This is a genomic window from Pseudomonas sp. TE9122, assembly GCF_056278925.1.
The window spans coordinates 1,806,783-1,826,601 of the sequence record NZ_JBWBQI010000001.1; the positions used below are offsets into that span (position 1 = coordinate 1,806,783).

The 19,819-nt window shown below is 61.0% G+C and carries 19 protein-coding genes; 6 read left to right on the top strand and 13 right to left on the bottom strand.

The genetic code is table 11. The features are described from left to right. Positions 1 to 108 precede the first annotated feature (108 nt). Complete coding sequence (locus ACZ9BE_RS08190; RefSeq protein WP_476249211.1) at positions 109 to 1,035, bottom strand: alpha/beta fold hydrolase; 927 nt, start codon at positions 1,033 to 1,035, stop codon at positions 109 to 111. A 21-nt stretch (positions 1,036 to 1,056) separates the two neighbouring features. After that, positions 1,057 to 2,511 carry a flavin-containing monooxygenase gene (locus ACZ9BE_RS08195; protein ID WP_476249212.1) on the bottom strand — a complete coding sequence of 485 codons (1,455 nt, stop codon included), beginning with the start codon at positions 2,509 to 2,511 and terminating at the stop codon, positions 1,057 to 1,059. A 188-nt stretch (positions 2,512 to 2,699) separates the two neighbouring features. Here ACZ9BE_RS08195 and ACZ9BE_RS08200 point away from each other — a divergent pair, with 188 nt between their 5' ends. From ACZ9BE_RS08200 to ACZ9BE_RS08210, 3 genes are all read left to right on the top strand, one after another. Continuing rightward, complete coding sequence (locus ACZ9BE_RS08200; RefSeq protein WP_150635710.1) at positions 2,700 to 3,773, top strand: diguanylate cyclase; 1,074 nt, start codon at positions 2,700 to 2,702, stop codon at positions 3,771 to 3,773. Between the two features lie 208 nt (positions 3,774 to 3,981). Next, the gene (locus tag ACZ9BE_RS08205) at positions 3,982 to 5,217 is read left to right on the top strand and encodes a M20/M25/M40 family metallo-hydrolase (protein ID WP_476249213.1); all 1,236 of its coding nucleotides are present in this window, start codon (positions 3,982 to 3,984) and stop codon (positions 5,215 to 5,217) included. A 401-nt stretch (positions 5,218 to 5,618) separates the two neighbouring features. Continuing rightward, positions 5,619 to 5,861: a hypothetical protein gene (locus tag ACZ9BE_RS08210; RefSeq protein ID WP_476249214.1), complete on the top strand. Its 243-nt coding sequence runs from the start codon at positions 5,619 to 5,621 to the stop codon at positions 5,859 to 5,861. A gap of 129 nt (positions 5,862 to 5,990) precedes the next feature. Here the strand turns inward: ACZ9BE_RS08210 and ACZ9BE_RS08215 are convergent, their stop codons facing one another. The 8 genes from ACZ9BE_RS08215 to ACZ9BE_RS08250 all read right to left on the bottom strand — a co-directional run bounded on the left by ACZ9BE_RS08215 (position 5,991) and on the right by ACZ9BE_RS08250 (position 14,201). After that, positions 5,991 to 6,860 (bottom strand): isocitrate lyase/PEP mutase family protein, encoded by an 870-nt coding sequence (locus ACZ9BE_RS08215; protein ID WP_016774123.1) that lies wholly within the window; start codon positions 6,858 to 6,860, stop codon positions 5,991 to 5,993. A gap of 152 nt (positions 6,861 to 7,012) precedes the next feature. Further along, positions 7,013 to 8,047, bottom strand: coding sequence for an arginine N-succinyltransferase (gene astA, locus ACZ9BE_RS08220; RefSeq protein ID WP_041478621.1), 1,035 nt, complete (start codon positions 8,045 to 8,047; stop codon positions 7,013 to 7,015). A gap of 49 nt (positions 8,048 to 8,096) precedes the next feature. Then, the gene (locus ACZ9BE_RS08225) at positions 8,097 to 9,113 is read right to left on the bottom strand and encodes an arginine N-succinyltransferase (protein ID WP_460160612.1); all 1,017 of its coding nucleotides are present in this window, start codon (positions 9,111 to 9,113) and stop codon (positions 8,097 to 8,099) included. Between the two features lie 118 nt (positions 9,114 to 9,231). Beyond that, the gene (locus tag ACZ9BE_RS08230) at positions 9,232 to 10,581 is read right to left on the bottom strand and encodes an APC family permease (protein WP_076567476.1); all 1,350 of its coding nucleotides are present in this window, start codon (positions 10,579 to 10,581) and stop codon (positions 9,232 to 9,234) included. 54 nt (positions 10,582 to 10,635) lie between these two features. Continuing rightward, complete coding sequence (locus ACZ9BE_RS08235) at positions 10,636 to 11,388, bottom strand: N-formylglutamate amidohydrolase (RefSeq protein ID WP_476249215.1); 753 nt, start codon at positions 11,386 to 11,388, stop codon at positions 10,636 to 10,638. Then, on the bottom strand, positions 11,372 to 12,703 hold the full coding sequence (locus ACZ9BE_RS08240) for a type I glutamate--ammonia ligase (protein ID WP_041478625.1): 1,332 nt from the start codon (positions 12,701 to 12,703) through the stop codon (positions 11,372 to 11,374). Before ACZ9BE_RS08240 ends, ACZ9BE_RS08235 begins: the two co-directional genes overlap by 17 nt. Then, positions 12,700 to 13,344 carry a cysteine hydrolase family protein gene (locus ACZ9BE_RS08245; RefSeq protein WP_476249216.1) on the bottom strand — a complete coding sequence of 215 codons (645 nt, stop codon included), beginning with the start codon at positions 13,342 to 13,344 and terminating at the stop codon, positions 12,700 to 12,702. Before ACZ9BE_RS08245 ends, ACZ9BE_RS08240 begins: the two co-directional genes overlap by 4 nt. Positions 13,345 to 13,346: 2 nt before the next feature. Then, positions 13,347 to 14,201 carry a MurR/RpiR family transcriptional regulator gene (locus tag ACZ9BE_RS08250; protein ID WP_041478627.1) on the bottom strand — a complete coding sequence of 285 codons (855 nt, stop codon included), beginning with the start codon at positions 14,199 to 14,201 and terminating at the stop codon, positions 13,347 to 13,349. 477 nt (positions 14,202 to 14,678) lie between these two features. Between ACZ9BE_RS08250 and ACZ9BE_RS08255 the strand changes: the two genes are divergently transcribed. Continuing rightward, positions 14,679 to 15,089, top strand: a complete 411-nt coding sequence (locus ACZ9BE_RS08255) for a histidine phosphatase family protein (protein ID WP_476249217.1) — start codon at positions 14,679 to 14,681, stop codon at positions 15,087 to 15,089. Further along, positions 15,089 to 15,844, top strand: a complete 756-nt coding sequence (gene cobF, locus ACZ9BE_RS08260) for a precorrin-6A synthase (deacetylating) (protein ID WP_056784616.1) — start codon at positions 15,089 to 15,091, stop codon at positions 15,842 to 15,844. Before ACZ9BE_RS08255 ends, cobF begins: the two co-directional genes overlap by 1 nt. A 219-nt stretch (positions 15,845 to 16,063) precedes the next feature. Here cobF and ACZ9BE_RS08265 read toward each other — a convergent pair whose 3' ends face one another. From ACZ9BE_RS08265 to ACZ9BE_RS08275, 3 genes are read right to left on the bottom strand one after another with little or no spacing between them, the layout of a single operon-like run. Further along, positions 16,064 to 17,245, bottom strand: coding sequence for an acetyl-CoA C-acetyltransferase (locus ACZ9BE_RS08265; protein WP_252869193.1), 1,182 nt, complete (start codon positions 17,243 to 17,245; stop codon positions 16,064 to 16,066). Positions 17,246 to 17,256: 11 nt separating this feature from the next. After that, on the bottom strand, positions 17,257 to 17,922 hold the full coding sequence (locus ACZ9BE_RS08270) for a CoA transferase subunit B (RefSeq protein ID WP_016774134.1): 666 nt from the start codon (positions 17,920 to 17,922) through the stop codon (positions 17,257 to 17,259). Between the two features lie 24 nt (positions 17,923 to 17,946). Beyond that, positions 17,947 to 18,645: a CoA transferase subunit A gene (locus ACZ9BE_RS08275; RefSeq protein ID WP_076567492.1), complete on the bottom strand. Its 699-nt coding sequence runs from the start codon at positions 18,643 to 18,645 to the stop codon at positions 17,947 to 17,949. 225 nt (positions 18,646 to 18,870) lie between these two features. On the opposite strand from ACZ9BE_RS08275, the gene ACZ9BE_RS08280 reads away from it, so the two are divergent. After that, positions 18,871 to 19,806 (top strand): LysR family transcriptional regulator, encoded by a 936-nt coding sequence (locus ACZ9BE_RS08280; RefSeq protein WP_460143010.1) that lies wholly within the window; start codon positions 18,871 to 18,873, stop codon positions 19,804 to 19,806. Positions 19,807 to 19,819: the final 13 nt, after the last annotated feature.

Sequence of the window (19,819 nt, forward strand, 5' to 3'; positions counted from 1 at the left end):
AGCCCGTGACGCTCTGCGTCACTGGACGCAGAGCGTCCCCTGAGGCATTCCCACGCAGAGCATGGGAACGATCAGTTGCGCAACCTGGGGCATTGCGAGTATCCATCTTCATCGCTGTCGTTCCAGAAACTCCCCGTACAGCCGCGCGGTATTTCCCGGCTGTTCGACCATCGGCATGTGCCCGACGTGATCCCACACATCCACTTCGAGATTGGCGATGCCTTTGCTCCACACCGGCACGCTGCTGACGTCGATCAGGCGATCCTTGCGCCCCCACAGCAACAGCGCCGGGCATTGGATCTCGGCCAGTTTCGGCTCCATCGGCGGGCTGGCGCGGAAGTCGCGGAAGATTTCTTCGAGCTCGTCACGTTGTTGCTCATAGCGCTGGGCGACGGCGTCCAGCACCAGCTTCGGCACCCACGGCGGCGACTCCATGGTCATCGCGTAGAAGCGCTGAAATTCTTCGCGGGAGTTGATCAGGAACGGATTGTGCCCGCGCGCCAGATGGCGCTCCATGTCGCTCGGCTCCGGTACGGTGACGCCGGCCGGGTCGATCAAGGCCAGCGAAGCGATTCGCTCCGGATAGGTCGCCGCCAGCCACGCGGCGATATAGCCGCCCATGGAATTGCCGATGACATGGACTTTCTCCACGCCGCAGACATCGAGCAGTTGAATCATGCGTTTGGCCTGAACCGCGATGTCATAACCGCCGCCAGCCTTGAAGCCAGTCTCACCGTGGCCGGCCAGATCCGGAATGATCACCCGATACTGACGGACGAAATGCCGGGCGCAGCGCAGCCAGAGGTTTTTATCGGCGCTGAAGCCGTGCAGCATCAGGATCGCGCTGGACGCCTCGTACGGCCCGCCTTGCCAGGTCGACACGGTCATCTCGGCGATCGGCACTTCGATCTTGTGCAATTTGTACAACCTGGCCTCGCTGGCCATGGCCAGGTTGTACAACCAATGGCCGACCGCCGGGTAACTCAACCAGCTCCAGGCCACGAAAACCGCGAGTGCGACAAACAGCAAAAGCATCGACGTCTTCCTTATACGTGTTCAGGACAAAATATGGTCGGCCGGTTTCAGCGCCCGGGTCAGCAGGTGATAGCTGAAACTGAAGCCGGGAAACATCGCGATCACATGACCGCTCTTGCTCTGGTACCAACTGTGGCAACCACCGGATTTCCACACCGTGCGCTGCATTTCCCGGTGGATCATTGCAGTGTAGGTACGTTCTGCGTCACGGCGCACTTCGATGCTGCTCAGGCCTTTGGCCCGTACGGTGCGGATGCAGTCGAGGATGTAGTTCATCTGCGATTCGATGATGAACAGTGCCGAGGTGTGGCCAATGCCGGTGTTCGGCCCGGTGACGATAAACAGGTTGGGGAAATCCGGCAGGCTGGTGCCGAGGTACGCGCGCGGGTATTCGGCCCAGACATCTCTGAGTTGCACCGCGTTTTTGCCGCTGACCGGGTAGGAAATCACCCCGTCGGTGGCGTCGTAACCGGTCGACCAGACGATCAGATCAACATCGAGATGCTCACCGTCCACGGTGTTGATCCCGCTTTCGTCGATCGAAGCGATGCCGTGCTCGCGACTGTGCAACGTGAGGTTGGCGCGGCTCAGCGCCGGGTAGTACGTGCTGGACACCAGCACCCGTTTGCAGCCGATGGTGAAGTCCGGGGTGAGTTTCTGCCGCAGTACCGGGTCCGGAACCTGGCGTTTGAGAAAACGCAGCGCATGTCGTTGGACCAGATGAATCGCCGGTCTCGAGTATTTGAAGGCGATCACCCGTGTTTCGAATTGCCAGTAGATCAGCCAGCGCAGCAGCTTGTACGCCGGCTTCAGACCGAGCAGCCAGCGCTGGAAACGGCCGAATTTGCGATTGGCACGCGGCAGCACCCAATGCGGCGTGCGCTGGAATACATGCAGGTGTTCGACTTGTGGCGCAATCGCCGGGATCACCTGCGCGGCGCTGGCACCACTGCCGACGATCGCGACGCGTTTACCGCGATAGTCGTAGCTGTGATCCCAATTGTTTGTGTGAAAAGTCTTGCCTTGAAAGCGATCCATCCCAGCAAAGTGCGGGATGACCGGCTGACTCAATGGCCCGGAAGCGTTGATCAAAAACTGCGTGTGAAAGATGCCTTTGGCGCGGGTGTGCACCGTCCAGTGTTTTTCCGCCTCGTCCCACTCGACGCGCTCGACATCCGCCCCCAGCTCCACGCGCTCGCGCAAACCGAACTGCTCGATCAGCTGTTCGGTGTAGCGACGCAATTCCGCCTGTTCGGCGAACATCTGCGACCAGCGGTAGGGCGCGAATGACAGCGAATACAGCGGCGACGGGACGTCCACCGCTGCGCCGGGGTAGGTGTTCTGGCACCAGGTGCCGCCGAAGAAGTCGCGTCGCTCAAGAATGCGAAAATCGTCGATTCCGGCCTTGAGCAGGTTGACCGCCGCGCACTGGCCGCCGAAACCGCTGCCGATGATCAACACAGCGTAGGTATGCATGTGCCCCCTTTTTATAGTTGTTTTTCTATTTCCCCTCTTTCATTTATAGCCAACTCTGGGCCGCGCGTGCGGCGCTGATAGCGCTCTATTCAGGCCGCTGGCCGGTGATGGCTATTTAGCGGCGCCCTGATAGACTCCGGACACATCCTTGTCGGGATGTAACCATGCATCGCGCGGTCGAGGCCCTTATGGGAAATACGCGAGGAAAGGGACTTTCACTGGCCAGGAGGCTGTACAGGTCGCGGGTGTTCGGGCTGCTGCTCGGGCTGATGTGTGTCAGCGTGGCGATGCATGCGCTCGATCCGCCGCTGTGGGTGTGGGGCCTGATGCTGTTCAACGGCCTGGTCTGGCCGCATCTGGCCTTTCAATGGGCGCGAAGCTCGAGCGTGCCGTTTCGCGCCGAACACCGCAATTTGCTGATCGATGCATTCATGGGCGGCTTCTGGGTCGCCGCCATGCAGTTTAATCCCTTGCCCAGCGCTACCACGATTTCGATGATGGCGATGAACAACGTCGCCATCGGTGGCGGGCGTTTTTTGCTGGCGGGCACGGCGGCACAGCTATTCGGTATGGGCGTGGGGCTGGTGGTGTTTGCTCCGGCGTTCATTCCACCGACATCGCCGCTGCAGCTGTACGCCTGTTTGCCGTTGCTGTTGCTGTATCCGCTGGCGCTGGGCTGGATCTGCTTTCGCCAGGCCTCTACCCTCGGTCGGCACAAGCGCGAGCTATTGGCGTTGAGTCGCACGGATAGCCTGACCGGCCTGCTCAATCACGGCGCGTGGAAGGATCAGCTGAACCTCGCGTTCCAGCGCTGCAAACGCCAGCAGCAGGGCGCGGCGATTGCGCTGATCGACATCGACCACTTCAAAGCGATCAATGACACCTATGGGCATGTCGCTGGCGATATCGTCCTGCGCCAGTTGAGCAAACTGCTCAAACAGAATCTGCGCGCCACGGATGTGGCGGGGCGCTATGGCGGGGACGAGTTCTGCGTGATTCTGCCGGAGCTGCCACTGTTCAACGCGGCTCAGGCCATGGAAGCCTTGCGCGAGCGTTTTGCGGTGATGGGCTACGAGCAGAACCCCGCGTTGAAGGTCAGTCTGAGCATTGGCCTGGCCGCGTACGACCCGAGCCATGCCGACGCCACGCGTTGGCTGGATGAGGCCGATCAGGCGTTGTACGAAGCCAAGGCCAGTGGGCGCAATCGGGTGATCTGCAACAGCGACAACAAGCCGAGGCAGGCGCTGCTGGATTCGGTCTGACGGGCGAGCTGATACCTGTGGGAGCGAGCCTGCTCGCGAAAGCGCTGGGTCAGGCGGTATCAATATCGTTTGCCACGACGCCTTCGCGAGCAGGCTCGCTCCCACCGGGGTATGTGTTGTCGGTTAGATCAGTGTCGCATCCGCTATAGAGCCTCGTGCCGATGTCGGTTACGGTTGAATCCCTCCGACACGAAACAAGGACTGCTTCATGACGTTCTCCTTTCCCCGCTCTCTGCTGGCCGCCAGCCTCGGTCTGTCCCTCGCATTCTCGGCCGCAAACGCTGCCGAACCGCACAAACAAGTGCTCGCCGATGCCGAGCAGTATCAGCCCGAAGCCCTGAAAATGTTGGAGCGACTGGTCAATATCGACTCCGGCTCAGGTTATGAGCCGGGCCTGAAACAGGTCAGCGACATGGCCATCGATGAGCTGAAAAAGCTCGGCGCAACTATCGAACTGGTGCCGAACACCCCGGAGAAATCCAACCACGTGCTAGCCACGCTCAAAGGCACGGGCAAAGCGAAAATCCTGCTGATGGCGCACATGGACACGGTGTTCAAGGAAGGCTCCGCCGCCGAGCGGCCTTTCCACATCAAGGACGGCCGCGCCTACGGGCCGGGTGTAATGGACGACAAGGGCGGCATCGTCGCCGGCATCTACGCATTGAAAGTGCTGAAGAACCTCGACTTCAAGGATTACGCGCAGATCACCTTCCTGCTGGATGCCAGCGAAGAAACCGGCTCGGACGTCGCCACCGACCTGATCAAGAAAACCGCCAAACAGCACGACGTCACCCTCAACCTCGAACCGGGGCGCCCGGCCGATGGCCTGGTGGTGTGGCGCAAGGGCAGTGCGACGGCGCTGGTCGAAGTCAAAGGCAAGGCCGCCCACGCCGGCGTCGCGCCAGAGTTGGGACGGAACGCGGCGATGGAAGCGGCGCATCAGATTCTGCAACTGGGCAAGCTCGGTGACGAGGCGAAGAAGACCACCATCAACTTCACCGTGCTCAAGGCCGGCGATCGCACCAACGTGATTCCTGATCAGGCCACGGCCAAGGCGGATGTGCGCGCGGCAGTGCCGGAGGAATTTGATCGCATCGAGAAGGATCTGGCGCGGGTCTCGCAGGACAAGTTGATTGCCGATACCGAAGTGAAAACGTCCTTGCAGCGCGGTTTGCCGCCGATGCCACAGACCGCTGAGTCGGATCGCCTGATGGCCATGGCCCAGGGAATTTACGGCGAGATTGGCCGCAAGCTGACTGAGGAGGGCAGTGGTGGCGCGGCGGATGCCAGTCTGTCCGCAGGCGTAGGGACGCCGACGCTGGATGGCTTCGGCATTGTCGGCGGCAATATTCACACGCCTGAGGAATATGCCGAGGTGGCGAGCGTGGCACCGCGGATTTACCTGTTGTCGCGGATGATAATGGAGTTGGCGAAGCCGCGGTGATGGGATTGGTGGTGTGAATGTTTGGGGCGGGGTGTCAGTTGACTCACCCCTCACCCTAGCCCTCTCCCCCAGGAGAGGGGACTGACCGTGTTGTTTATAGTCAATGCGGCAAGCTTAAGATTTTCTGCTGAATTCAATTTCGCATTCAACACGGTCCACCACGTCGGCGCAGATCCAGAGCATTCCCCAATCAGTCCCCTCTCCCTCTGGGAGAGGGCTAGGGTGAGGGGCTTTTGTGGGAAAAGTGGCAGTCGAGGACGGCGCACAAAAAATACCGAAAAGTCCGACAGAAGCTCTCGTTGCGGCCGTCGGGCGCGGCTCTTATAGTCTCGGTTCGCAGATAACCCTGCGACGATCTTGGCCGGTCGAATACAGAACCTGACCTTTCTGGAGTGAACTCTATGACCGACCAAGTAATGCCGCGCTATCTCCCCATCAATACCCACACTGAACTCAGCGACATGGCCGCCTGTGCGATGCACCGGTTTGTGGTCGTGCGCGATCTGGCCGACACTTTCGCCAGCCTCAACCTCAAGGGCATCTCCGATTGTGATCTGACGCGGGTGACCAGCGCGGTTCATCTGCTGATGCGCGAGGGCTGCGCGATTCTGAATGTGATTCAGGCGCGGGCGGCGCAGCGGTAGGAGGGGTATAAGACGCCGGTTTAGCGGTGCCGCAATAGACGCTTTCGCGAGCAGGCTCGCTCCCACAGGGGACCGCATTTCAACTGTGGGAGCGAGCCTGCTCGCGAAGGGGCCGGTGCAGCGTGTGCATCACTCCTTGACGCTCATGTACTCCTTGGCCCAGAGAATGTATTCCTCCGGCTGGGTATAGGTGTGGGTCAACTCGGTCGCGCTCAGATCGGAGGCCTGGGTGAAGATCTGCCGCTGTTCGCGCAGGCTGTCGTAGGTTGCTTTGATCGCGGCGAAGTAGGCGCCATGGCCGTCGATGGTCACGCGCACACCCAGTTCGGCCAGGCGTTTGTCGTCGCGCAGGGCGGGGTTGCCGTAGGTGACCAGCATCAGCGGCACGGTCAGATGCTCGGCGATCTGTTCCAGCTGATCGAAGTCCTGCACGCCGACCATGCAGATACCGTCAGCGCCCGCCGCCTGATATTGGCGGGTGCGGCTGATGATTTCCTGATTCGGCAGAATGCCGGCGTTGGTGCGGGCGATGATGGCCATCTCGGTGTCGACCCGGGCTTCCAGCGCCGCGCGGATCTTGCCGACGCCTTCGGCCACGGTGATCAGGTCGGTGGATTTGCGCCCGAATTGCGCGGGCAGCAGGGTATCTTCGATGGTCAGTGCAGCGACGCCCGCGCGTTCCAGTTCGACGATGGTGCGCATCACGTTAAGAGCGTTGCCGTAGCCGTGGTCGGCGTCGGCGATCACTGGCAATTGGGCGACGCGGCCAATGCGCGTGGCCTGTTCGGCGAATTCGCTAAGGGTGATCAGGGCGAAGTCCGGCGCGCCAAGCACCTGCAGGGAGGCCACGGAACCGCCGAGAATACCCACTTCAAAACCCAGGTCAGCGGCGATGCGGGCGGACATCGGGTCGAATACCGAAGCCGTGTGGTAGCAGGTGTCGGAGGCCAGCAGCTGACGGAAGTTACGGCGCAAATCTTGATGGGAAAGCCTGGTCATACGAGTTCCACCAATACATAAGGAATGGAAAGGCTTGAGCAAAGGTGTCAACGCCGAAGAGTGAAAAGGCTATCACGCGAATGGGTCAAGAATCATGACGAATTTGCGCGGCAGGACTGGCGGCTGAAAGGTTTAATCTCCCGTGCTGGAAATCAGGCCGCCACGGCATGTTGCTGTTGATGGGGCAGGAGCACTGCGCGCACTGAATTGCCCGGCTGAAGTTGCAGGCGTTTGGCAGTGAGACGATCGACAACCAGGCTGTTGCCCACCAGTCGACCGGGGGCCACGGTGATACGGCAGTTTTCCAGCCGGCGGTTGTGAATCAGCCATAGCGGCGCCTGCTCGTCCGGGGTGCCGAGGCTCAGGGTCAGTTCAAGACTGTCGCGCACCGTGCGGATGCTGCGGATCGGCGCTTCGATGACCGGGCCACCGTCGAAAATGTCGATATAGCCTTTGTGCGTGAAACCCTCGGCTTGAAGAATCTTCAACGCCGGCTGGGTGTTCGGGTGAGTCTGGCCTATCGCCGCCTGCGCCTGTTCGGTGAGCAGGCAGGTGTACAGCGGCTGGCGCGGCATCAGTTCGGCGATAAAGGCTTTGTTGCCCAGGCCGGACAAGTGATCGGCGTGGGTGAAATCCATCTGGAAGAAGTGCCGGCCGAGGCTGTCCCAAAATGGCGAGCAACCGTTTTCATCGGCACTGCCTCGCAGTTCGGCGATCATCTTCTCGCCAAACAGATGCGGAAATTCGGCGACGAACAGCAGACGACCCAGCGACAACAGGCGGCCATTGCTGCCGTTGCGCTGGTCATGGCGCAGGAACAGCGAGCACAGCTCCGATTGCCCGGTCAGTTCGTTGTTGAGGAACAACGTTGGGATCTGCCGCTGAATGCCCAGGTCCGGTGCCGAACTGACGGTCACCCCGAGCCGGTAGTTGTACCAGGGCTCGCGCAGGCCAACGGCGCCGGCCATCGCGCTGACACCGACCACGCGCTGCTCATCATCCTCGAGGACAAACAGGTAATCGGCATCGGCCCGTTCGACCTGTTCGGCGAACGCCCGTTGCGCCCAGCGCACCCGGTGCGCAAGTCGGTCCTCGTTGGCCGGAAGGGTGGTGAAACCTGGCCCGGCCTGTTCGACGAGGGTCATCAAGGCAGGCAGGTCGCTGACTTTTACCGGACGGACAATCATGCTCCAACTCCTTTGGCGTACCGATTCAGGCGCCGATGGCTAACGCGGCTCACAGAGCGACCAGCCGTATCGAGCTGCCTTCGCTGACTTTCAGTGCCGCGCAGATGGCGGGCGTCAGGGGCAGCGGTTGATCAGGGTGATAGTCGAGTTCGGTGACAATCGCGCGGTAGTCATGCAGGGCGTCGTTGCTGAGCAGGTAACGGCCACGGGCGTCGGTCGATACTTGTTGGCGGACAATGGCGGTCTGGCTGCCAGCGATCGAGCGAATGTTTGCGGTACGCGCATACAGGGTCGGGCCGGCGTCGAACAGGTCGATGTAGCTGTTGGTTTCGAAGCCTTCCCGCGCGAGGATGTCGAACGCTTCCTGGCCGTCCGGGTGCACGCGGCCGATGCAATCCTGCGCCGCTTGCGGCAGCATCGGCACGTAGATCGGGTATTGCGGCATCAGTTCGGCGAGAAACGTGCGGCTCTGCAACCCACACAGGCGCTCGGCTTCCGCGTACGGCAGGTCGAAAAAGTGCTTGCCCAGCGCATCCCAGAACGGCGAGTGACCCTGCTCGTCGCTGTAGCCGACGATTTCGGTGATCACCGCTTCGGAGAACCGCTGTGCATGCGCAGCAATGAACAGCAGGCGCGCTCGCGACAACAGTTCGGAAAACGGCGTACGCACCAGCGCGGCGTCAATGTGGAAACCGCGCAGCAAGGTATGCCCGCTGAGGTCATGGCACAGTGACAACGCCGGCACGCCGTGCTCGATGTTCAACTCCCGCGAAGTGCTGGTGAAATGGCGGTTGCGCAGGCTGTAGAACGGCTCCTTGAAGCCGGCGGTGGCAAGGATTTCCGAGCAGCCGACCAATTGCTGGCGTTCGAGATCTTCCAGTACAAAGAAATAGTTTTCCGGCCCCTGGGCTGTGGCGGCGCTGTCGAGAGACGCGCACGACGCGGCGATTTTTTCGCGCAGGTGTTCGCTGTCATCCGGCAGCGAAGTCACGCCGATCAGGCTCTCGCGGGCCAGGCGCTGTAGCTGGGGCAGATCATTCTGCTCGACTGGGCGTAAGACCAGCATGGATGTACTCCTGTATCAAAAGATTCGGCCCATTCGCCGAACCTGACTATCACTGTCGGTTTCCACGCGTTGAATCGGCGGTCGCCTGATTTGTTGTCAGACGCCGCTCTTTTTCTTGTCAGCCTTTGCTCGGATCGGGCAGCGCTGTACTGGCGCCGAGCTTGTTGAGAAAGAACAGGTACACAAGGCCAAGGGCAATCCAGATCAGGCCGAGTTTCTGCGCATCGACGCCCATGTTGTACATGATGGCGGCGACGATGATGAAGCCGATCACCGGGCAGAGCAGATGGCGCACAAACTGCCCCGACTTCTGCCGACGCCAGTAGTGGTTGATCACCGTCAGGTGCAGCAGCATGAAACCGCTGAGGGCGCCGAAGTTGATCAGCGAGGTGAGGATGTCGACCGCGTCGATGAACAGGTAGCAGATCAGCAGCGACAACACGGCCACCAGATAAATGCTCAGGTACGGCGTGTTGTGTTTCGGGTGGACCTTGGCCAGCACCTTCGGCAGCTTGCCGTCGCGGGCCATGCCGAACAGCAGACGCGAGACGGCGGCCTGCGAGGTGATTGCCACGGCCACGCCCCAGGCCAGCGCCGTGGCGACGGCGGTCAGGGTCGCCAGCCAGCTGCCAGCGGCGATTTCAGCGATTTCATAGAACGCGGTGTCGGCGGATTTGAAGCCCATGCCCGCCGCCAGATCGGTGGCAATCCACGTCTGTACGACGAAAATCGTGCCCATCACCGCCAGGGTGATCAGCGCTGCCTTGCCGACGCTGCGGCCCGGATCTTCCTTGATTTCTTCGGCGAGGGTGGAGATCGCGTCGAAGCCGAGGAACGACAGCACGGCGATCGACACCGCTTGCATCAGCAGAGCGAAGTTGAAGGTTTCCGGGTGATACAGCGGCGCCAGCGTCAGCTCACCGTTACCGCCACCGTTGTGCAGGGCGTTCCAGGCGTAGAACAGGAAGATGCCCAGCACGACCAGTTGTGCCAGCAGGAACAGCATGTTCATCCGCGCGGTGAAGGTGATGCCGCGCAGGTTGACGAATGTTGCGCTGACCAGAAACGCCAGGATGAAGCCGACCTTGGGAATGTCCGGGTACAAATGGTTGAGCGCCATCGCCGAATACAGGTACAGCAGCGGCGGAATCAGCAGGTAATCGAGCAGCATCAGCCAGCCAGCGATGAAGCCGACGTGTTGATTAAGGCCGCGTTGCGCGTAGGAATATACAGAGCCGGCAACCGGAAAGGCCTTGGCCATGCTGCCGTAACTCAGCGCGGTGAACAGCATTGCCACCATGCCGATGATGTACGCCAGCGGCACCATCCCCGGTGCTTCGGCGTTGACGTAGCCATACACACCGAACGGGGCGATGGGGATCATGAAGATCATCCCGTACACCACCAGATCGGTCAGCGTCAGGCTACGTTTCAACTCTTGCTTGTAGCCGAATTCTTCAATTTCCATGAAGCGCAACTCCTTGTCAGCCATCGGTCGGTTTATGTTTTATCGGTCCGTCATTTACAGCAAAGGTGCGAGGTAGCCGGCCCAGCGCGACACTGCTTCGGGGCTGCGCAGCAGATCGTTGCGCACCTCGATCAGCACCGCCTCAAGCCCCCGGGCATCGCCGTGCACCGGCACGGTCATGTCGCCCAAGGGATCAATTCTGTACGGCTGGTTGCCCGCCACCTTCAGCGGATGCACTTGCAGCCCGTCGAGCAAACGCAGGGCATAGTCTTTGGCCTGGCCGAACAACACGCCGACTTCCAGCGGTCGCGGCTGGCCGTAATACACCGGGGTGAAACTGTGAATGCCGACCACACGCACCGGCAGACCTTTGGCAATGCGCTCGTCGATCAACATCTGCAAGCGCGCATGAAACGGTTTGAACAGCGTTTGGCGCCGGTATTCGCGGGTCGCCTCATCCAGCTCGCGGTTGCCGGGTATCGGGTAGATCTCGCTCTGCAGCGGGATGCTGTCCGGAGCATGGCGCGGGCGGTTGAGGTCGATCAGCAGCCGTGAGTAATTGGCGCTGAGCAACGTGGCGCCAAGCTGTTCCGACAACTGTTCGGCCAGTTGCAGCGCGCCGATGTCCCAGGCGATATGTTCGCGTGCGGCCGCCTCGTCCAGGCCCAGATTGTTCAGGGCCTCGGGGATGTATCGACTGGCGTGTTCGCACACGAGGATCAACGGATTCGTCGAGTCCTCGCGGCTCAGGGTGTAGACCGGGCGGGTATACAACCCAAGCTCGGCGGATTCAGTACAGGCGTGCATAGTGCTCACACAGGTCAGCGGGCGAGAGCTGTTCCGTCAGCGCCAGTTCCTCGGTTTTCAGGGCGTAATACGTGTCGAGCAACGGCTTGGGCAGCCATTCGTTGAAGGCTGCACTGTCACGCAGGCAATCCAGCGCCTGGGCCAGCGAGGCGGGCAGGGCGACGATGCCCCGGGCCTTGCGTTGCTCGTCGTTGAGTGAATCGGGAATTTCATCGGTGATCGCGTTCAGCGCCAGACGTTGTTCGATGCCCAGCCGCCCGGCAATCAGCAGCGCGGCCATGGCCAGATGCGGCGAGGCGGTGGCGTCCATGGCGCGGAATTCCAGGTTGAACTGCTGCGCAGCTGATTTACCCCCCAAGGTCACGGTCGGGCAGATGCGTAACGCCGCTTCACGATTCTGCTGCCCCAGACACGCATAGGACGCGCTCCAGTGGTGCGGCTGCAACCGCTGGTAGGACAGCGGCGTCGGCGCAGTGAACGCGCACAGCGCCGGTAGAAAATGCAGGACTCCGGCAGCCCAATGCTGGCCGATGCTCGACAGGCCGTTGCTGGTGCCGGCGTCATAGAGCATCGGCTGGCCGGCCAGATCGAGCAGGCTGACGTGCAGGTGCACACCGTTGCACACCGCCTCGGCGGCAGTCTTCGGCGCAAAACTCAGGTCGAGGCCCATTTGCCGGGCGATTTCCCGGGTGATTTCGCGCACGTTGACCGCACGATCCGCCGCCGCTACGCCGAGAGTCGGGCGGCAGGTGATTTCGTATTGGTGCTTGCCGTATTCCGGCAGAAACATTTCCGGCTCGACCCCGCCGGCGCGCAGGGCACTGAGCAGCCAGCCGCCGAATTCGGCGCCCTGGCGCTGCGCTTCGAGAGAGAACGCCGCGTGTTCGGCAATGCCTGCGTGCAGGTTGAATTCATGTTCGAAGGCGGCGTTGACCTGCAACCCCAACTCATCGTGATAGCGCTCGATTTCATCGCGCAGCAATGTGCGTGGGCAGGCGCCCCAGGCCTGGCCGTCGGTCTCGCGAATATCGGCGTGGATGAAATCCAGCACCGGTGCATTGGCGTCCGGGCCGCTGCCGACAGTGACGCGGCTGCTCAGATCCGGAATCAGCCGCAGATCGCCGTACGCGCCCCACGGGCTGCTCGAGGCGATGATGTCCTGCGGCGTCAACGCGCTGTTGGCGGGGACCCAGCCGCAACCCGCCGCCTGGTAATGCTCCAGCTCATCGCTAGGAAACGAGCGGCCCCGGGTGATGCCGATCAGGTCAGTTGTCACCAGCGTGGTCATCGGTAAAGGCGTCAGGCGCGGGCTCATGGCTGCATCTCCCGCAGACGACCGAGCACGGTGTCGGTGTCGGTGATCCAGCAGTAACCCTTGATCGCGTTGAGGCAGGCGTGATGGCGTTCGGCGCTGTAAGTGGCGCAGGCGTCTTCTACCAGCGTCACCAGATAACCACGGTCGGCGGCGTCGCGCACGGCCATGTCCACACATTGGTCGGTGACGATGCCGGCGATGATCAGATGCCGGGTTTGCAGATTGCGCAGCACGTAATCGATGTTGGTCGAGTTGAACACCCCGGAGGAGGTCTTCGGCAGCACGATTTCGTTTTCGGTCGGGGTCAGTTCAGCGATGACCTGAGCCTGCACGCTGCCCTTGGGCAAGTGCATGTCAGACATTTTGTGATCCAGCGAGCGGTCGCGACCGTCGGCGGTCAGGCTTTCGATAATCGTGTGCAGCACGTTCTGCTGCGCCTGGCGAAAGGCGCCAAGCAGCCGTTGCTGATTGGGCACCACCTGGCTGCGCGTGCGCTGGAGAAAATATTCGGCATCCGCCTCGAGCAGGTGTGGGTCGAATTGCGGTTCGAGCCAGGCGCGCTGCATGTCCACCAGCAACAAAGCGGTGTGGTCGGTCGCAAACGGCAGGTCCCGTGGCGAGCGGTGGGGAAGGCTGAACATCCTTATTTGTCCTCCAGCAGGTGAGTCGCAAAATCGTTGCGCAGGGCATCGATGCCTTCCAGGCGATCGGCCGGGTCCGGCACGCGCAAGGTCAGGCAGGCAATCAACGCCTCGACCTGCGCCAGCGCCGGCACCATGGTGTCGAACGGCGACGCCGATTCCACCGGCGCGCTGATGATCAGGTCGGCCAATTCGCGCAGCGGCGAGGCGTAGACATCGGTGAACAACACCACTCGCGCGTTGTTGTTCTTCGCCGCCTGCGCAACGCGCAAAGCCTGGGTCTGGTAGCGCCGGTAGTCGAACACCAGCACCACGTCCTGACGTTGCAGATCGTACAAACGGTCGGGCAGCAGGGCGTTGTCTTCCAGGGCGAAGCAGCCGGGACGCAGCAGACGCAGGTGGTTGAGCAGGTAGTTGGCCAGCAGAATGCTGAAGCGGCCTCCGAAACAGTAGACCTGATGGCGGCTGTCGAGCAGCCATTCCAAGAGGATGCGCACGTCTTCAGGCTGGGTCAGGGCTTGGGTGTCGACCAGTAAACGCTGGCTGTCGGCGAGGTAATGCGCCCAGGCATCGTCCTTGTTCTGCTGCGAGCGCGGCTGCAACAGCGTGCGCGGTGAACGCAGGCGATGGTCCATGTCGCTGAGCAGGGCTTCCTGGAATTCGGCATAACCGCCGAAACCGAGCTTTTTCACCAGACGCACGATGGTCGGATCGCTGACACCGGCATGTTCGGCCAGTCGCGCCATAGGCCCGAGACCGTTGCGTGGATACTGATCAAGCAGGGCGCGAACGACTTTGCGCTCCGACGGCGTCAGGTCCAGGCCGGGATCGGTGATCAGGTCTCTGAGAGGGGGCATCCGGGCTCCTGCTGGATGGGGTGTCGAATTTGTTTCACATTCCGTTAAAAGAGTATTTATGTAATGGGTGCTACATGTCTAGCGAATTTTTGTACAGGTTTTTCGAGCACCAAAAGTGTGCAAGGTGCCCGTGTAATAAGGGCTACGTCGAAGTAACGCGCTGTTGTAGTCCTTTGCCGATTGCTGTGTCAGACATTGCCTATCCCAAGCTCAGCGACTGGCCGGTGACAACCCTGAACGCCGATGTTTTACGGCACAATGCGACGCGTATCGGCTGTGTGCCATTGTTTGTTTTATCTTTCGACCGAGAACCTGCTTGTGCCAAGTAGCCGTTTGACACTGATTTGCCATGCGCGAACCATCGCACAGAAACTGGCGCGTTTTCCTACGGACGAGCCTGTTGAAAATCTGGCTGTTCCGTCCGACGCGTTCAGGGCGCGATTGGCGGTAACACGGCGGCTGGTGTGTGCCCCGGAGTTGAGAACTCAGCAAACGGCAGCGTGGTTTGGCGTCGATGCGCAGATTGATCAAGCCCTGCGCGATTGCGATTGGGGACGCTGGCACGGCCAATCGATCAAGGATCTGCAAGCCAATGAAAACCAGGCTGTGCAAGCCTGGCTGGCCGATCCTGAAGCCGCACCCCATGGCGGCGAATCGGTCAGGCAACTGACGCAGCGGGTCTCAATGTGGCTGGACTCCATCGCCGAAACCCCAGTACATGTAGTGGCAGTCACGCATCCGTTCGTCATTCGCGCGGCGCTGATGCAGGTGCTGCAGGGCGCGGCGTTCCACGCAATCGACGTCGAGCCACTGGCGATGATCGACTTTCGCTTCAATGGCATCTGGCGGCTACGCTTGCCGGGCATGGCCCTTGACGAGGAATTCTGATGAAACAGCTGCTGGTCATCGGCATTGGCGCCGGCAATCCGGACTACATCACGATGCAGGCGGTGAAAGCGCTGAATCGGGTCGATGTGTTCTTTCTGCTGGATAAAGGCCAGAGCAAGCAGACGCTGATCGACCTGCGCCGGGAGATCTGCGAGCGCTACATCACTGACCACGCTTATCGCTTTGTCGAAGCCAGCAGCCCGGAGCGGGAGCGCGGCGATGTCGACTACACAGCGAGCGTCGATGCACTGAACCTCGCCAAGCAGCAGACCTTCGAACGGCTGATCAATGAAGAATTGTCCGACGGCCAGTGCGGCGGATTCCTGATCTGGGGCGATCCGGCGTTGTACGACAGCACACTGCGGATCCTTCAGGCGATTCAGGCATCAGGCCGCTGTGAATTCGACTATGAAGTCATCCCCGGGATTACCAGTGTTCAAGCCCTGGCTGCGCAGCACAAAATACCTTTGAACACGATTGGTCGCTCAGTAGAAATCACCACAGGCCGGCGATTGGCGGCGGGGCAGGTGAGTGAAGCGGACAGTCTGGTGGTAATGCTCGATGCCGAGGATTCGTACCAGCGGGTGGCGGATCGGCAGACCGAGATTTTCTGGGGCGCTTACCTGGGCACACCGGACGAGATTCTCCTCAGCGGCCGGCTGGCGGAAGTGGCCGATGAGATCGAACGGGTGCGCAAGGCGGCGCGAGCGGAGCATGGCTGGATCATGGATACCTATCTGTTGCGCAAGCCTTGAGTGGTTGGCGCCTGATCAAGCGCTTTCGCGAGCAGGCTCGCTCCCACAGGGAAATGCGTTGCAGAATGTGGGAGCGAGCCTGCTCGCGAAGGGGCCAGAACATTCACCACCGATTGTAGACAGGCAAAAAGAAACCCGGTGCAACGCAAATCGCACCGGGTTTTTTGTTGCCAGCCAACAGCGGATGTCGTGGATCCGCCGTCAACCTTGAACTCCGTATCAGCCGCGTTCCAGCGCCAAAGCCACGCCCTGACCGCCGCCGATGCACAAGGTCGCCAGACCTTTTTTCGCATCGCGCTTGAGCATTTCGTGCAGCAATGTCACCAGCACGCGGCAACCTGATGCGCCGATCGGGTGGCCGAGGGCGATGGCGCCGCCGTTGACGTTGACCTTGTCCAGATCCCATTGCAGGTCTTTGGCCACGGCCAGCGATTGCGCAGCGAACGCTTCGTTGGCTTCAATCAGGTCGAGCTGGTCGATGTTCCAGCCGGCCTTGTCCAGGCAGCGGCGGGTCGCCGATACCGGGCCGATGCCCATGATCGCCGGGTCGACGCCAGCGTTGGCGTACGCGGCAATCCTGGCCAGAACCGGCAGGCCCAGCGACTTGGCTTTCTCGGCACTCATCAGAATCACGGCGGCGGCACCGTCGTTCAGCGACGAGGCGTTGCCTGCGGTGACGCTGCCGTCCTTTTTGAACGCCGGACGCAGTTTCGCCAGAGATTGTGCGGTGGTATCGCCGCGTGGCTGCTCGTCGACCTTGAACGCGACCGGATCGCCTTTGCGCTGCGGGATCAGGATCGGCGTGATTTCATCAACGAAGCGCCCGGCCTCGATCGCAGCGGCAGCTTTCTGCTGGGAAGCGGCAGCGAAGGCGTCCTGCTGTTCGCGGCTGATCTGGTATTTGTCGACCAGATTCTCGGCAGTGATGCCCATGTGGTAATCGTTGAACGCATCCCACAGGCCATCGCTGATCATGGTGTCGACGATTTGCGCGTGGCCCATGCGCAGACCGGTGCGCGCACCCGGCATGATGTAGTTGGACAGGCTCATGTTTTCCTGACCGCCGGCGATGATCACCTCGGCGTCGCCGCAACGGATCGCTTGCGCGCCCAGGTGCAGAGCCTTGAGGCCGGAACCGCAAACCTTGTTCAGGGTCATGGCCGGTACGGCGTGGGGCAGGCCAGCCTTGATTGCGGCTTGACGTGCCGGGTTCTGGCCAGCGCCAGCGGTGAGCACCTGGCCCATGATCACTTCATCGACCTGCGCACCGTCGAGGCCGGTCTGCTCGAGCAACTGGCGGATCACCGCCGCGCCCAGGTCTACTGCGGATACATTGGCCAGGGAGCCCTGAAAACTGCCGATCGCAGTACGCGTGGCGGCAACAATGACGACGTCTTGCATTTTCGAATTCCTCACTGGGCAGCGAACTGCATTTCCGGTACGTGATCCGGGACGATCAGTTTACCAGCGGTTTTGGCGACGATTTCCTCAACACTGACGCCAGGTGCGCGTTCCTTGAGGACAAAAGCGCCATTTTCGATTTCCAGATACGCGAGGTCGGTCAGCACGCGCTTGATGCAGCCGGCACCGGTCAGCGGCAGGCTGCATTTGGCCAGCAGCTTGGACTCACCATCCTTCGAGGCGTGGGTCATGATGACAATGATGTTGTCGGCGCCGGCCACCAGATCCATCGCGCCGCCCATGCCCTTGACCAGTTTGCCGGGGATCATCCACGAAGCGATGTTGCCTTCGACGTCGACCTCGAACGCGCCGAGCACGGTCAGGTCGACATGGCCGCCGCGGATCATCGCGAAGGATTCGGCGGAATTGAAGATCGACGCGCCGATCCGCGCAGTCACCGTTTGTTTGCCGGCGTTGATCATGTCGGCATCGATGGTTTCTTCGGTCGGGAACGGGCCCATGCCGAGCAGGCCGTTTTCCGATTGCAGCATGACTTCCATGCCTTCGGGGATGTAGTTGGCGACCAGGGTCGGAATGCCGATGCCGAGGTTCACGTAGTAGCCGTCCTGCATTTCGCGGGCGACGCGCTGAGCCATTTGTTCGCGGGTAAGTGCCATGTTGTTGTTCTCCGAAGGCCTGAATTATTTGCGGATGGTGCGCTGTTCGATGCGTTTTTCGAACGTGCCGCAAATGACTCGATCGACGTAGATACCCGGGGTGTGGATCTGCGTCGGGTCGAGTTCGCCGGGCTCGACGATTTCTTCGACTTCGACCACGGTGATCTTGCCGGCGGTCGCGGCCAGCGGATTGAAGTTCTGCGCAGTGTGGCGGTAAACGACGTTACCGAAATGGTCCGCCTTCCAGCCTTTGACGATGGCGAAATCGCCGGTGATGGATTCTTCCATCAGGTATTTGCGGCCCTTGAACTCGCGCACTTCCTTGCCTTCAGCAACCGGGGTGCCAACGCCAGTGGCGGTGAAGAACGCCGGAATGCCGGCGCCGCCCGCGCGCATTTTTTCGGCGAGGGTGCCTTGCGGGGTAAGGATGACTTCGATATCGCCCTTGAGCAGTTGCTCTTCGAACAGCTTGTTTTCGCCGACGTACGAGGCGATGACTTTGCTGATCTGGCGGTCGGTGAGCAGCACGCCAAGGCCGAAACCATCGACGCCGCAGTTGTTGGAAACCACGGTGAGGTCACGGGTGCCCTTGCGCTTGATCTCGGCGATCAGGTTTTCCGGGATGCCGCACAGACCAAAGCCGCCGGCGATGACTGTCATGCCGTCTTCCAGCCCGGCCATCGCTTCCTCGTAGGAATACACACGCTTGTCGAAACCTGCCATAGGCACCTCTTTTATTATTTGCGGGCGGCTGGCTAGCCGAATGACTGGAGTGTCTCTCTGCTGGATATATTTGTTAAGTTGATTTTTAAGGTGGATTGATTGATAAATCTCACCAATACGCGTTCGGCGATGATCGTTCCCACGCAGGAGCGTGGGAACGATCAGGGCCATCGCATCACGGCTTGCAGCTTGACGCTTGCAGCTTGCAACTGGAGCAAAGCGACCATGACCATCAAACAGATCCGGGCCTTTCTCGCCGTGGCCCATAGCCTGAGCTTCGCTGTGGCCTGCGAGCGTCTGCATTTGTCGCAATCGGCGCTCAGCCTGACCATCAAGGCGCTGGAAGAGGGCCTGGGAGGGCGTCTGTTCAGCCGTAACACGCGTAACGTGGCGTTGACCCCGGAAGGCGAGTCCCTGCTGCCGCTGGCGCGCCGCTTGATCGCCGACTGGGACAATGCCGAAGACGAAATGCGCCAGCGTTTCAGCCTGCAGCGCGGACGCGTGACGCTGGCGGCGATGCCGTCGTTTGCCGGCAATCTGCTGCCGCCGATCCTCAAGAGCTTTCGCGCGCGTTATCCGAACGTCAACGTGACGGTCAACGACGTGATCAACGAGCAAGTGCTGGAAATGGTCCGCGATCGTCAGGTTGAACTCGGTGTGGCGTTCGCGCCGATGCAGAGCACGTCGATGACATTCACGCCTTTGTATGTCGATCGCTTTGTCGCCGTGGTGCCGGCCGATTCAGCGCTGGCCGGTCGCGCCGACATCGATTGGCAGACTTTGCTGCAGGAACCGTTCATCACCCTGCAGCGGCCATCGACCGTGCGGGTCATGCTCGAAGAGCATTTGCAGGCGCGCGGAATGAAGTTGCCGGTGGAGTTCGAGAGTCATCAATTGGCGACCGTTGGCCGAATGGTTGCCAGCGGGCTTGGGGTCAGCGCGGTGCCGGCATTGTGCGCCGGGCAAATGCGCGAGCTCGGTGCGCATTGCCTGACCTTGAATGATTCTGTGGAGCGGGCGATTGGTGTGTTGACCGAGCCGGGCAATGAACTGTCGGCGGCGGCGCAGGCGTTGTTCGAGATTCTCAAGGCTGAAGATTTGCAGCGCCAGTTCGATTTTCCCCTCACCCTGGGAGCGCGGAAACAGAGCGCCGAACGCTGATTCAGTGTGGGAG

Bases quoted from the DNA above. Each gene is read 5' to 3' on its own strand.
- ACZ9BE_RS08195 (WP_476249212.1), bottom strand. From the start codon at position 2,511: ATGCATACCTACGCTGTGTTGATCATCGGCAGCGGTTTCGGCGGCCAG.
- ACZ9BE_RS08265 (WP_252869193.1), bottom strand. From the start codon at position 17,245: ATGCAAGACGTCGTCATTGTTGCCGCCACGCGTACTGCGATCGGCAGT.
- ACZ9BE_RS08190 (WP_476249211.1), bottom strand. From the start codon at position 1,035: ATGCTTTTGCTGTTTGTCGCACTCGCGGTTTTCGTGGCCTGGAGCTGG.
- ACZ9BE_RS08225 (WP_460160612.1), bottom strand. From the start codon at position 9,113: ATGCTGGTCTTACGCCCAGTCGAGCAGAATGATCTGCCCCAGCTACAG.
- astA (WP_041478621.1), bottom strand. From the start codon at position 8,047: ATGATTGTCCGTCCGGTAAAAGTCAGCGACCTGCCTGCCTTGATGACC.
- ACZ9BE_RS08235 (WP_476249215.1), bottom strand. From the start codon at position 11,388: ATGCACGCCTGTACTGAATCCGCCGAGCTTGGGTTGTATACCCGCCCG.
- ACZ9BE_RS08245 (WP_476249216.1), bottom strand. From the start codon at position 13,344: ATGTTCAGCCTTCCCCACCGCTCGCCACGGGACCTGCCGTTTGCGACC.
- ACZ9BE_RS08230 (WP_076567476.1), bottom strand. From the start codon at position 10,581: ATGGAAATTGAAGAATTCGGCTACAAGCAAGAGTTGAAACGTAGCCTG.
- ACZ9BE_RS08275 (WP_076567492.1), bottom strand. From the start codon at position 18,645: ATGGCAGGTTTCGACAAGCGTGTGTATTCCTACGAGGAAGCGATGGCC.
- ACZ9BE_RS08210 (WP_476249214.1), top strand. From the start codon at position 5,619: ATGACCGACCAAGTAATGCCGCGCTATCTCCCCATCAATACCCACACT.
- ACZ9BE_RS08200 (WP_150635710.1), top strand. From the start codon at position 2,700: ATGGGAAATACGCGAGGAAAGGGACTTTCACTGGCCAGGAGGCTGTAC.
- ACZ9BE_RS08205 (WP_476249213.1), top strand. From the start codon at position 3,982: ATGACGTTCTCCTTTCCCCGCTCTCTGCTGGCCGCCAGCCTCGGTCTG.
- ACZ9BE_RS08280 (WP_460143010.1), top strand. From the start codon at position 18,871: ATGACCATCAAACAGATCCGGGCCTTTCTCGCCGTGGCCCATAGCCTG.
- ACZ9BE_RS08215 (WP_016774123.1), bottom strand. From the start codon at position 6,860: ATGACCAGGCTTTCCCATCAAGATTTGCGCCGTAACTTCCGTCAGCTG.
- cobF (WP_056784616.1), top strand. From the start codon at position 15,089: ATGAAACAGCTGCTGGTCATCGGCATTGGCGCCGGCAATCCGGACTAC.
- ACZ9BE_RS08250 (WP_041478627.1), bottom strand. From the start codon at position 14,201: ATGCCCCCTCTCAGAGACCTGATCACCGATCCCGGCCTGGACCTGACG.
- ACZ9BE_RS08270 (WP_016774134.1), bottom strand. From the start codon at position 17,922: ATGGCACTTACCCGCGAACAAATGGCTCAGCGCGTCGCCCGCGAAATG.
- ACZ9BE_RS08240 (WP_041478625.1), bottom strand. From the start codon at position 12,703: ATGAGCCCGCGCCTGACGCCTTTACCGATGACCACGCTGGTGACAACT.